This is a genomic window from Chryseobacterium sp. CBSDS_008 (assembly GCF_049959325.1).
GTDB lineage: Bacteria > Bacteroidota > Bacteroidia > Flavobacteriales > Weeksellaceae > Chryseobacterium.
Map to the genome: position 1 here is coordinate 3,553,950 of NZ_CP188202.1, position 13,747 is coordinate 3,567,696.

Below are 13,747 nucleotides of genomic sequence, written 5' to 3' on the forward strand. Positions count from 1 at the left end.
GATATTATTAGAAGTTGAATGATAATGTTGCTGCCCAAGTAGTTCCGAATCCGAAATAAGCACGGTTACCCGTTGCAAGGCCTTTGTACATCATGCCCAACTGCTCATAGGTCTGATTTTGAGAATTAAGTGTTTTCCCATCAGCCAGATATTTTGGCTTATCGTCAGCAAATACACTTGTAGCAGAGTCAGAGATGTAAACTTTATCAAACAAGTTGTAAACGTTAGCTCCAATAGTGAAGTATTGAGCTTCGTTTTGTAATCTGATTTTGTAAGAGAAACCAACATCGAATAAGTTGAAGTCAGGTAATTTCAATACTCCTCTTTCCTGTGCAGAAACGTTAGTGAATGTTCCAGTGTCAATAGTAGAATAAAGTTTACCTACATATCTCCAGGTTCCAAAGATATTAAGATCTTTTACAGGTTTTACAGTAAGTCCTAATGATGCAGTCATCTGAGGAATACTGTTATTGCTTGAACCTCCTACTTTTACTTTATCTAAGTACAGCTCGTTTCCTGCTGAGCCAGCTAAAGTAACAGGATTGTTGTTATCATCGAAAGAAGCTACACTAGCATTTCCTTTGTAATAGTAATCTCCCCAAGAGAACATACCCTGAACTTCTAAGAAACGATTAGGTCTGTATACTCCATCAAACTCTACTCCCTGGTGAACTTCAGTAATACCATTGATTTCAGAATAACCTGTAGTAGTTGAACCGTCTGCTAAAGTGAAAGTCTGACCTGTTTTTCTCAACCATCTGTCTTTCCACTGTGTTCTGTATACGTTAACGTTTGCAGTAAATTTTGCAGATCTGAATCCATAACCGATTTCAGCAGAAGAAATCTTCTCATTAGTCAGATAAGGGTTAATAAGCTGCTGATTACTTGGGTAAACCGTGTTAAGGAATGGCTGCTTGCTATAATAACCTAAGTTAGCAAAAACGTTGTGTTGCTCATTGATGTTATAGTTAGCACCCCCTTTAATATTATATCCGAAAATGTTTTTAAATCCTGTTTTCGTGTTTATGGTCTGACCTTTTACTGTACTTCCGTCTACTACAAAGTTATCAATTCTCTGGTAACCCTGGTTAGATACGGAACCTTGTAAGAATGCAGATAAGTTATCTTTCGTATATTCTACTTGTGCAAATCCACTGTACCAAAGTACTTCTCCGTCATTGCTATATCCAATCTGGTCTTCAGATGGAGCTAATTTACCTCCAAAAGGATTCCAGCTAAGTTTTTTATAATCATAAGTATTGCTTACGATTCTTGGAGCTAAATTTTGATTTGCTTTGTCTTTATATCCTGCAGCTCCATAAAGGTCACTAACAACCTGATAATGGTATCCATAGTAATATCTGTCATCTGTACCTATCGAGAAATTCCAGTTGTCATTGATTTTATGTTGGAAGTTAGCCAAGATACCATACCAGTTGTGAGAGTTGATACTTGATCTACGAATCAAAGTACTTCCTGCTCCTGCGGTATTTAAGTTAACCGCTGCGTTAGCTGCAAAAATAGCATCATAATTAAAGTGACCAGCCGCATCATAGAAATCAGTCATTCCTTTTCCTCCTACTTTACCTAGGTCACCTGTTCCACCCCCTCTACCATTAGACATATATAAAACGGTACTTAACTTGGACTTTTCACTCATTGTCCAGTCCCAGTTTAACATCATTACTGGTTTAGAGTAATAGTTAGATCTGTTCGCTAAAGCAACTTTGTTTCCTGAAGCATCAGTATAATATCCGAAATCAGAATTGTATCTTCTGTAAGGACTCTTTCCATCATATTCAGGATTATAGTTGATATAATTTTGAATGGTTGGAGCAAAAGTTCTTTGATCATGCCACTGAGGAGCAGAAGTTATTGTAAACTGTAAGTTATGTTTTTTGTTGATTTCATAACCTAATGCAAAGAAATATGCATAAGATTCATAATCTGTATTTTCAATATAAGTACCTCCGGCTTGTCTGCTCATTAAGAATGATGCAGAAACGCCATCTTTAGATTTACCAGTATTGTAAGAGAAGGATGTTTTTAAATAATCATTGTTACCAACACCTAACCTGATTACCCCTCCTTTTTTCATATCAGCAGAGCGGGTAAGGAAGTTTACTGTTCCCCCTACAGAAGCAATAGCCAATTTAGAAGAACCTAAACCTCTCTGAACCTGTAATGTACTTGTTACATCAGATAATCCTGTCCAGTTTGAGAAATAAACAGTACCACCTTCCATATCATTAACTGGCATACCGTTTACCATTACAGCGATGTTTCTTGATTCGAAACCTCTGATTGTAAGACCTCCATCACCAAAACCACCTCCGGATTTTGTTGCATAAACAGATGGAGTAGTGTTCAAAATCTCAGGTAACTCCTGGTTACCTAATCTTTCTGCAAGTTGTGCTGCTTTAATTGTAGATGCAGCAACCGGTGTTTTTCTATCTTTAGCGATATCCGTAACACCTCTTAAAATTACCTCTTCAATATCTTTAGACTTAGCCTGAGCTGTGTCCTGAACTTGTTGAGCGTAATAAACACTAGCTGTAGATAATGTAATTACCGCAGTCAGTATTGATTTGTTGATTAATTTCATAATCGTTAGTAATAATTAGATTTAATTTTCTGCAAAATTCGCAAAATAAAATTTAACTATTATTAACTCAATGTTAATTTTTAATCAGTCTTAATAATGTTAAGGTGTTAAATATCAATGATATGAGTAAAAATTGAATTTTTGTATGAAAAAAGTCATGTTATTGAATTTTTAACAAAGCTGGGGTGTTTTTGTTAAAAATACAACGCTATTTCACTGCTTTGAGACTCAAATCTATATTATCAGCTGAGTGTGTAAGGGCTCCCACGGATATATATGTAACGCCTGTTGATGCAATTTCTTTCAGCATATCGCGGGTAATTCCACCTGAGGCTTCAGACTCACATGAACCGTTGATCATTTTTACAGCCTCTTTCATAGTCTTCACATCCATATTGTCAAGCATAATCCTGTCAACCTTTGCCTTGATAGCTTCCTGCACTTCTTCAAGGTTTCTTGTTTCAACCTCTATTTTTAACTTTTTCTTGGTCTTTTTAACATATTCCTTTGCCATTTTTACAGCATTGGTAATACTTCCGTTGTAATCAATATGGTTGTCTTTAAGCATAATCATATCGTAAAGACCGTATCTGTGATTGGTTCCGCCGCCAATGGCCACCGCCCATTTCTCACATATTCTGAAGTTCGGAGTGGTTTTTCTCGTATCTAAAAGTTTTGTCTTCGTACCTACCAATCTGGAATCCCAATCATGGGTAAGGGTTGCAATACCGCTCATCCTTTGCATACAGTTAAGAACAAGCCTTTCTGTAGAAAGGATAGATCTGGCGCTTCCGGTTACAATAAAAGCGATGTCTCCAGCTTTTGCTGCTTCACCATCTTTAATGAACGTTTCAACCTTTAGATTTTTGTCAAAAGTTTTGAAAATAATCTCAGCCAATTCTACTCCAGCCAGGATACAGTCATGTTTTACCAGGAGTTTTGCACTTTGTTCCAGCTCTTTTGGAATTGTTGAAAGTGTAGAATGATCACCATCCTGAATATCCTCTTCTAAGGCATTATTTATAAAAATTTTTAATGCTTTATCTGTTACGTAGCTTGGTCTTTTCATTTGTTATGCTTTTTTAATAATATCTGGATAAGCCTTTCCCGAATAATAAATCATGAATAATAAACAAGATAACAATCTCATGATTCTTTGCTTCTATTTTTTCAAATTCAATACGATCCTTTATAGATGTGTTGTTTTGATTCATTCCCATGAATTCTAATACTTCTATACTACATCTTCCTTCTTTTTTTATGTAGAAATCCCACTTGAAATTATTCCAGTCTAAAATAACGGATTTTATTTTTATTAAAAACTAAAACAGGATATGTAGGTTTATTGATATAATAATAAATTAAGGATAAATCATTGTCTTTAATAAATTGCTTAATATTTATTTGGATTGGTTTAGTTGAAATTTTTCTCCTAGAAATTCTTAAAACATTGCATATTATGCTTAAAATTAAAGGATGTTTAGATTTAGAAATACAATAATTTCTCAATACTATATTCCCTAAATAACCTAAGATAATAGCTAAAACAGGTGCGATAATGAATACTGACCCATCTAGACTTTTTCTAAAAATTGAACAAATTAATATCGAAATTAATAAGAAAAAAGCAATAATAACCTTTCCTGAATAGAATAATAGGTTTACTATCGTTGTTATTTTTAAATTTACAATCTTCATTAGAGCTTCTACGATAGATCTTTATTATAAAATGCTCCTTTATTCTCCGTCATTTCCATAGACTGGGTAATGATGAGGTGTGCAACGGTTGTTAGGTTTCTAAGTTCTGACAATTGTGGGGAAAGAATAGAGTAGTGATAGATTTCATTTACAGCAGCTGCAATTTCCTGATGTTTTTGTAATGCCATATTCAGACGTCTGTTGCTTCTTACAATACCTACCAGATCGCTCATCATTTCCTGAAGCTGTTTTCTGAGGTAGCTGATGATGACCATTTCATCCATGATTTTCATTCCTTCTTCATTCCATTCCGGAACAGCCTTAAGATCATCGAAGTTGAAGCTGTTTTCATTTAAGAGGGCAACAGTTTTCATAGCGGCGTTGTGCCCGAATACTAATCCTTCAAGGAGTGAGTTTGAGGCAAGTCTGTTGGCACCGTGAAGTCCGGAGTTGGTACATTCTCCTACTGCGAAAAGATTTCTGATGGAAGACTGTCCATCTCTGTCTACTTCAATGCCTCCCATTAAATAGTGGCAGGCAGGTACAACAGGGATGAGCTGGGTGAAGGGATCAATTCCTTCGTCTTTACATTTTTTATAAATATTGGGAAAATGTTCCAGGAATTTTTCATGGTTCATTTCCTTGCAATCTAAGCCAACAAATTCGTCTCCGGTAATTTTCATTTCGGCGTCGATGGCTCTTGCAACGATATCTCTGGATGCTAATTCTTCACGGTCATCGTATTTATGCATGAATTTTTCGCCCCTTTTGGTTCTTAATTTTGCGCCGTCTCCACGAACTGCTTCTGAAATTAAAAATAGCATTCCATCCATTTTGCTGTACAAAGCTGTTGGGTGGAACTGGTAATACTGCATATTGGAAACCTTTCCTTTGGCGCGGGCTACAAAGGCAATTCCATCTCCTGTGGCAATTGTAGGATTGGTGGTGTTTTTATAAACATGTCCGGCGCCTCCTGTGGCAACCAGCGTTATTTTAGAAGTGATTTTTTTGATTTTTTTGGATTTTTCATCCAGAATGTAAGCCCCGTAGCAGTGAATATCTCCTTCATTAAGTTCTTTTCCCGGAACGTGGTGCTGTGTAATGATATCAATAACATAATGATGGTCAAGGATTTCAATATTCGGGCTGTTTTTGGCGGTTTCCAATAAAGCTCTTTCAATTTCAAAACCAGTGATATCTTTATGATGGACGATTCTGTTTTCGGTATGGCCTCCTTCTCTTCCCAAAGCAAATTTGCCGTTCTTCATATCAAACTGGGCGCCCCATTCTACAATTTCATTGAATCTCGCGGGAGCTTCTCTGACCACCATTTCTACAACATCGCGTTTATTTTCTCCGTCACCGGCACGCATCGTATCATCAATGTGTTTTTGAAAATTATCATTCTGAAAATCTGTAACAACAGCAAGGCCGCCTTGTGCATATTTGGTGTTGCTTTCGTCTTCATCAGACTTTGTTACAATAATAATTTTGGCATCAGGGAGCTGTTCAGAAACTTTAATGGCATAGGAAAGTCCGGAAATGCCGGAACCGATTACTAATACATCCGCTTTTATCATATGCTGGCTTTAGGTACAATCGTTTAAAATATTAAATAAATTTAAACAATTTTTCGTTTGGTTTTCTTACTTTTTTCATGTGCTGGAAATGGTCTTCTTCGGAACGGTAGCCTAAAGCGAGGGTAACGGTTACTTTTTCTGTTTCAGGATCGGTATTCAGAATTTCTTCTATAAGATCCTGGCGGAAGCCTTCCATAGGGCAAGAGTCTATATTTTCAATAGCAGCGGCATACATAAGATTGGCCAATACGATATAAGACTGTTTTTCTGCCCAGTTGAAAATTTCATCGTGTGTTTTCTGGTTGATATGCTGATTAATACTGTTTCTGAAAGGATCCAGTGTTTCCATAGGCGTATCTCTTACTTCAGAAATATGATTAAAATAACCCCGGATATAGTTCTCTTCAATAATTTTCTTTGAGATAATCACAATAAGATGGGAACAGGTGGAAATCTGTGATGGATTATAGAAAGCCGGAATCAATTTCTGTTTCATCTCTTCACTTTCAACAACCACAATTTTATAAGGCTGAAGTCCCAGCGAACTGGCAGACAGCTTTCCCGACTCAAGAATGTTGTGAAGAATTTCCTGAGGAATAATCTGATGATTGAATTTTTTTACAGAATATCTTCTGCTTAAAGCTTCCAAATAATTCATAGGACAAATTTAAGAATTGAATATGAATAAAATGTCTTTAAAATGAAATATCTCCCGCCTGTTTATACAAAAAATCACCCCGACATGCAGGGTGATTTCTTTTGGTGTGATGGAAAGTGTAATTATTCTCTGTTTTTTACCACAATCCAGCCTGAGAATTTTATCGGAGTGCTGTTTTTATTATTTTCATTCCAGGAAACGGAATACCAGTAATTTCCGGTAGGAACTTTTTTGCTTCCGTTAGTGGTTCCTGCCCATTTGTACCCGTTGGTTTTGTCTGCCTGGAACATTTTATAGCCATATCTGTCGAAGATGGCTATTTCCAGATTCTGCTTATTGGCAAGCGCTGAATAATCAACAAAATCATTGATACCATCATCATTAGGAGTGATCACATTGATCAGATTAGGTACGGTGATATTAACTTCAACAGGAAGACAGTTGTAACCGTCTCTTACATATACTTTAGCTTCCCCTCTGGCAATATTGGTAAAGATATTGGAATCCTGCCAGTTGATATTATCCATAGAATACTGGTAAGGAGGGGTTCCGCCATTGGCATATATCGTTACTGTGCTTCCTGAAATGTCAACAGTGGTAATAACCGGATTGTCAGAAGGATAGACTGTTACTTTTTGTGTAGCAATACAATCTCCGGTTTTAAGCTTTACCCAATAAGTACCTACCCCTACGTTTTTGATAGATTGTGTAGTAGCCCCTGTGCTCCATTCGTAGCTTTTGAAACCCGCTCCTGCATCTAAAGTTGTAGTGTTTTCTATACAGATCGTCTGATCAAGTAAAGTTCTTGAGTAAACAGGAGGTATTACCGTTAATGTAACTTTAGCAATAGAATAGCATCCGTCTGCACTGAATACTTTAATATAGGCTACTCCATTAGGTGCAATGTATGCTGCCGGAGTAGAGATTGCATTAGTTCCACTGATTGCATCAGTTAATGATGGGTAATATTCTTTTGTAAGTCCACCTTGGGAAACTACAGCCCCTGTAAGATTAAAGGAAGCCATAGATGGATTGGTTTCAATAAAGCAGGATTTTATTTCGATATCATTAACAACCACAACAGGGTAAATATTCAGTGTAATTTTTGATGTGCTTACACAGCCCTGGGGAGTTGTTACCTTTACATATAGAGTAGCGGCTGCAGACGCGTAGGCTGAAGGATTTGTAATCTGGTTTGTACCGTTATTCAGATCGTATAAGGTAGGGTAGAATTCCTTGGTAACTCCGGCAACAGTTGTTACGGCAGCAGTGTTGAGATCAAAGGTTGCTGTACCGGCATTATTGTTATTACATCCGGTAAGGCTGGCATCCGTTGCGGCAAATGGAGTGGGATTAAGCTGTATGACCCCGTCACCATTATCACAAAGTGTAGAGGTGGGATCTTTGACAACTACTTTAATGGTAGTATTTCCCGAATACTGAAAGCTCGAAGGATTGGCAATAGGAGTAGAGCTTCCCAATACATAATAGGTGAAAATATAATTCCCAGGATTATTTACAAATTGAGAGTTATAGGAAGTAAGGTCTACGGTACCATTTCCGGTAGCGGGATTTGTACATACGAACGGAGTAATAGTATTACTTAAAATAGGAACTTTATCTACAAATACTTTAACGTTTTTAATAGAGTGTCTTGCGCTGGCACCACCTGTAGCTGCTGAGAACCCAAAATACCCCTGTGACATTCCTACCGCACCTCCTGACGGGGCAAAAGACTGATCTACAATAAGGACGCCGTTTATTCTTACCTTGATAATCCAGTTTGTGGGGTTGGTAAGATCTGTTTCTCCATTTACTTCAACGTGTCTGTAGGTATCTCCCACGAACGGTTGGGTGGTAATAAGGTCCGGGGAGTGAAATGTGCTTCCCGGAGTGGTATTGTATTCAATATTGTTGCCTGCCGTATTATTGGTGCCATAAAGAATATGAACCTTACTCATCTGACCCTCGGTAGTATTGTTGAAAATATCAAAGCCAACCATCAGCCCGGAAGCATTGGCAGGAATACCCAATCCTCCTCCCGATACGAATCCTGTAGGTGGGTTGGCAAGATACCAGAAAGTAAAGCCGTCTCCTTTTCCAAACTGTGTGGTTCCGTTTCCGTCAATTCTGAAATCAAATTCCACTTTCCATTTATCACAGTAACTCAGGGTGATAGGAGTGGATAACTTTATGGCCCCGTATCTGCTGGTCTGATCGCTTGTAAGTCTTACAAAGTCTCCGCTTACCACGGCATCAGAGACAAGATCCCAGCCGGTTGTATTGACGGGGTTCCCGGCAAGTTGGTAGGTTTGTGAAAATAATCTTCCCGGAAGGCATAATAAGATAGTCAAAAATAAAATGAGTATATCTTTTTTCATAGTGGATGGATTATGATGTTATGTTTATTCTTAGATATAAAATTGTTCTTTTTTTGTGTTTATACTGATCATAAAAAGCGCTATTTGGCCCCGATATCTGGTTGTGCGGGTGCTCTTTTTAATACCGAAACTACCTCAAAGGAGGTAGTTTCAGATAGTGCAATTTATTCTCTGTTTTTAACCAATACCCAGCCTGAGTATTTGGTTTCCGTGTTGTCTTTGTTGTTTTCGTTCCATGAGATGGTGTACCAATATGTTCCTGTGAGCACTTTTTTACCGGAAGCTGTTCCGTCCCAGGTGAAATTTCTCATTTTCCCGGCCTCGTAAAGTTTATTCCCATATCTGTCATAGACGATGAAGGTGAGATTCTTTTTGTAAGCGAGAGCTGAATAATCAATGAAGTCATTTACATTGTCGCCGTTTGGAGTAATCGCGTTAATTAGATTAGGTACGGTAATCTGAACCTCAACAGGTGTGCAGTTGTAAAGATCTTTTACATATACTCTTACTTCTCCTCTTGCCAGGCCTGTGAATATATTGCTGGCCTGCCAATTGACTCCATCCAAAGAATATTGGTATGGAGGAGTTCCTCCTGCAGTATTTACGGTGATTGTATTGTTGTCAATATCAATGCCGGAGATCACAGGATTTGCGGATGCTTTTACATGGACAATCTGCGTTGTGATACAGTTACCGGTTTTAAGTTGTACCCAATAAGAACCTACTCCTACATCTTTAATCGATGAGGTGGTTTCCCCGGTGCTCCATTGGTAGCCATCAAACCCAGGACCTGCATCCAGATCTGTTTTTTCACCAATACAAATGGTTTTGTCTTTCAGAACAGATGATGTCACAGGGGGCAGTACTACAAGATTGATTTTAGCAATATTAAAACATCCGTTGGGATCGGTTACTTTTGCATATACGGCCTTACTTGCTGATAAGTACTGAAGAGAATTCATGATCTCATTGGTGCCATCTAAAGCATCAGCTACTGATGTGTAGTATTTTTTGGCAGCACCTGCGCCTAAAGGAGTAACATCTGCTGTAGTTAAATTGAAAATTGCACGGGTAATGTCATTTTCGATAAAGCATGATCTTAAGGCAGCTTCTTTCACAGGCGTGTCAGGATAGAAAGCGAGTGTGATCTTTGCGGATCCTGTACATCCCTGAGGCGTTGTAACTTTTACATAAACAACTCCGGGAGCAGATATATAGTTGTTGGGATTCTGAATCTCATTAACATCAGCATTGAGATCAGCCAACGTTTTATAATATTTTTTAGTAACTCCGGGAACATCAGTAACATTCGCTGTATTGAGGTTGAAAGCTGCAGTTCCGGCTTTGTTGTTATTGCATACCGTAATGGTTTTATCATCAGCCTTAAAAGGAGCGAGAACCAACAAGATTTTACCATCCGGGTTGTCACAAAGCAGTCCTGCATTATCTTTAATAACAACTGTAACGGTTGTGTTTGCATTGAACTGATAATTGGCAGGATTGGCAATAGGCGTTGAGCTTCCGAACGGATAATAGGTAAATGTATAGTTTGAAGGATTGCTTACGAACTGTGAATTAAAAGACGTCAGGTTTACAGATCCATATCCTGAAGTAGGGTTTGGGCAGAAAGACTGAGTTGCCGAATTCTGTAAAATAGGAACTTTATCAGTGTAAATTTTTACGTTTTTAATGGAATGTCTTGATCTTGCACCTCCTGTAGATGCTGAAAACCCGAAATAGCCCACAGTCATTGCGGCGGCCGTGCCCGAAGGGGCAAAAGACTGATTGCAGATGACATTACCGTCTATTGTTATTTTGATGATCCAGCTGGTAGGGGCAGCAGGATCTATCTGTGCAGTTACCTCAACATGTTTAAAGGTTGTTCCCTGAAAAGGCTGTGTCGTATTCAGGTCTGGTGAGTGGAAAGAGCTTCCCGGAACATTGAAGAATTCGACGTTATTATTGTCGGTTGTATTTTGAACCTGTCCGTAGGCAACGTGGACCTTGCTCATTGTTGCAGTCGTGGTATTGTTGTAAGTGTCAAGCCCTACGATAAGACCAACAGCGTTTTGAGAAACTCCAAGACCGGAACCCAGTACACTGGCAACGGGCGGATTGGCAAGATACCAGAAGGCAATTCCATCCCCGTTGGAGGTTTGGTTGGAATCCATTCTGAAATCAAATTCCACTCTCCATTTGTCACAATATTTTAGATTGATAGGGTCATTCAGCCTGATTGAACCGGACTGGTTGTTGGTATCCGGAGTAAGCTGAATAAAATCTGTGTTTACCTGGGTGGGAGAAACCATGGTCCATCCGGTAGTGGCCACCGGGTTTCCGACAAGCTGATAAGTCTGGGCAAAGGACTTCCCGGCTATACAGAGTAAAAAAACAGATAAATACAATAATAGATTTTTATTCATTTATAATGGGACTTAGATTAATATGTAAAGATATTAAATCCCAATCAATTAGTATGTATTTAATGTTAATTTTGCTAAAATTTTAATAATATTTTAAAAATATAACGCTTATTATGATATAATGCTGAATATTCCAGGAGCGGTTGCGTATTTGTGTTAATTGAATTAAAATAAGGAATTGTTATCCAGATTCTCAAAATAGGTGTCAATTTCGAGATCAGGAGAGCTGGCTGCGGCAACTGCTAATTTATCGCAAAGCTCATTTTCAAAGTGTCCCGCATGGCCTTTTACCCAATGCATTTTAGGGGTATGCTTATTGTAAAGCTCAACAAATTTTTTCCAGAGATCAGGATTTTTTACATTTTTCCACCCTCTTTTAATCCATCCGGCAATCCAGTTTTGATTGATCGCATCAGATACATATTTGCTGTCGGTATATATATGAATGTCATTTTCCGTTGATTTCAGCTTTTCCAATGCCGTGATGACAGCCAGAAGTTCCATTCTGTTGTTGGTGGTTTTTCGAAAACCTTTGGAAAATGTTTTCTGGTAATTTTTTTCAGGAACACGCATGAGAATTCCATATCCGCCTTTTCCCGGATTTCCGCTGCAAGCGCCGTCGGTATAAATTTCGATTCTCAAATCTGTTTTTTAAAATTGATGTATTGACAGTAAAATTAAACTGAATTGATCTGAACTTTAGTCTTGGTCTTAAAACGGGAAGTCATCATCATCATCGAAGTCGTTCATTGAAGATCCGGAAAGTTTTGAGCTGTCCGGAAGGTCAAATGCTGCTCCTGGCTGAATCGTTGTTTTGATTTTGTCAAAGCCGCTCGGTTCTCCAAAGCCGGAAGGATATCCTCCTCCTGCACCGCTGTCAAAAGCAGCCTCAATATCCCCGAATTTTGCAAAATGTTTTAAGAACGATAATCTGACATCTGCTGTGGCACCATTTCTGTGTTTTGCAATAATTAACTCAGCCTGGTTTTCAGTAGAGGTTTCCTGTCCTTCTTCATCATTATCCCAAACGGTAATTTTATAATATTCCGGTCTGAAGATGAAAGATACAATATCTGCATCCTGCTCAATCGCTCCGGATTCCCTCAGATCTGAAAGCTGAGGTCTTTTCCCCGGACGGGCTTCCACACTTCTTGAAAGCTGGGAAAGAGCAATTACCGGTACGTTAAGTTCTTTGGCAATCGCTTTTAATGATCGTGAAATCATAGAGATTTCCTGTTCACGGTTCCCAACTCCTTTTCCACCGCTCCCTGCAGTCATCAGCTGAAGGTAGTCAACCATGATAAGTCTTACGCCATGCTGCATTACCAGTCTTCGGCATTTTGCACGGAAATCGAATATGGAAAGGGAAGGAGTTTCGTCAATATATAAAGGAGCATTCTCCAGCTCAGATACATTGGAGAACAGCCTTTGCCATTCTTCATCATCCAGTGTTCCTTTTCTTAGCTTCTCTGAAGAGATTCTTGTTTCAGAAGCAATCATTCTGGTGATCAACTGTACAGATGCCATCTCGAGCGAGAACAGTGCCATAGGGATTTTGTGACCTACAGCGATATTTCTTGCCATGGAAAGAAGGAATGCTGTTTTACCCATCGCCGGACGGGCTGCAATAATGATGAGGTCAGAATTCTGCCATCCACCGGTTTCTTTATCTACATCCCGGAATCCTGAAGGTACCCCTGAAAGGCCCTCCTTATCTTTTAAAGATTTAATTGTATCAATAGCCTGTTTTACTAATGAATTGGCAGTATCAAATCCTTTTTTAATCGTTCCGTTGGTGATTTCAAAGAAAGACTGTTCAGCTTTATCCAAAAGTTCAAAAACATCGGTTGATTCTTTGTAGGAAGAATCAATAACGTTGGCGGAAACATTAATAAGGCTTCTTAAAATATATTTTTCAAGAATAACACGTACATGATATTCAATATGGGCAGATGAGCTTACTCCCATCGTCAGATCAATGATATAGTGATCACCGCCTGCCTGGCTTAGTTTATCTTCTTTTTTTAAATTCTGAATAATGGTCATTAAGTCCACCGGTTGGTTGCCTTCATAAAGCTTCAGGATAGTAGAAAAGATGACCTGATGTCTCGGATCATAAAATACCTCCGGGGTAAGGAGGTCAATGGAATGGTCAAGACCTTTTTTGTCGATCAAAAAAGTTCCGATAACAAGTCTTTCAAAATCCACTGCATTGGGAGGCATTTTTCCATCCGCAATAGACAATTCTTTTGCAAAGTTTCCGTGTGTCAGGGATGATAATGTTTCTTTCTGCGCCATGGTGCAAAGATAGTTTATTTAAAAAATAATATAAAAATAGTATTCAACAAATTATTAGCAGTCTTTCGGAAAATACTGTAAACAGGAGGTTGCAGTTGTTGATA

At 38.4% G+C, this 13,747-nt stretch carries 8 protein-coding genes; all 8 read right to left on the reverse strand.

Annotated features, from left to right (window positions below):
• Positions 1 to 7: 7 nt before the first annotated feature.
• Positions 8 to 2,605 (reverse strand): TonB-dependent receptor, encoded by a 2,598-nt coding sequence (locus tag ACP3T3_RS16105; RefSeq protein WP_426476830.1) that lies wholly within the window; start codon positions 2,603 to 2,605, stop codon positions 8 to 10.
• A 208-nt stretch (positions 2,606 to 2,813) separates the two neighbouring features.
• Positions 2,814 to 3,674: a carboxylating nicotinate-nucleotide diphosphorylase gene (nadC, locus tag ACP3T3_RS16110; RefSeq protein WP_426476831.1), complete on the reverse strand. Its 861-nt coding sequence runs from the start codon at positions 3,672 to 3,674 to the stop codon at positions 2,814 to 2,816.
• Positions 3,675 to 4,311: 637 nt separating this feature from the next.
• Positions 4,312 to 5,883 (reverse strand): L-aspartate oxidase, encoded by a 1,572-nt coding sequence (gene nadB / locus ACP3T3_RS16115; protein WP_426476832.1) that lies wholly within the window; start codon positions 5,881 to 5,883, stop codon positions 4,312 to 4,314.
• A gap of 31 nt (positions 5,884 to 5,914) precedes the next feature.
• Positions 5,915 to 6,541 carry an NAD(P)H-dependent oxidoreductase gene (locus ACP3T3_RS16120; protein WP_426476833.1) on the reverse strand — a complete coding sequence of 209 codons (627 nt, stop codon included), beginning with the start codon at positions 6,539 to 6,541 and terminating at the stop codon, positions 5,915 to 5,917.
• Between the two features lie 122 nt (positions 6,542 to 6,663).
• A complete protein-coding gene (locus ACP3T3_RS16125; protein ID WP_426476834.1) occupies positions 6,664 to 8,922 on the reverse strand; it encodes a T9SS type B sorting domain-containing protein in 2,259 nt (752 codons plus the stop codon).
• A gap of 164 nt (positions 8,923 to 9,086) precedes the next feature.
• Positions 9,087 to 11,345 (reverse strand): lectin-like domain-containing protein, encoded by a 2,259-nt coding sequence (locus tag ACP3T3_RS16130; RefSeq protein WP_426476835.1) that lies wholly within the window; start codon positions 11,343 to 11,345, stop codon positions 9,087 to 9,089.
• 165 nt (positions 11,346 to 11,510) lie between these two features.
• Positions 11,511 to 11,987 carry a ribonuclease HI gene (gene rnhA, locus ACP3T3_RS16135; protein ID WP_426476836.1) on the reverse strand — a complete coding sequence of 159 codons (477 nt, stop codon included), beginning with the start codon at positions 11,985 to 11,987 and terminating at the stop codon, positions 11,511 to 11,513.
• Positions 11,988 to 12,056: 69 nt separating this feature from the next.
• Complete coding sequence (gene dnaB / locus ACP3T3_RS16140) at positions 12,057 to 13,643, reverse strand: replicative DNA helicase (protein WP_426476837.1); 1,587 nt, start codon at positions 13,641 to 13,643, stop codon at positions 12,057 to 12,059.
• Positions 13,644 to 13,747 lie beyond the last annotated feature (104 nt).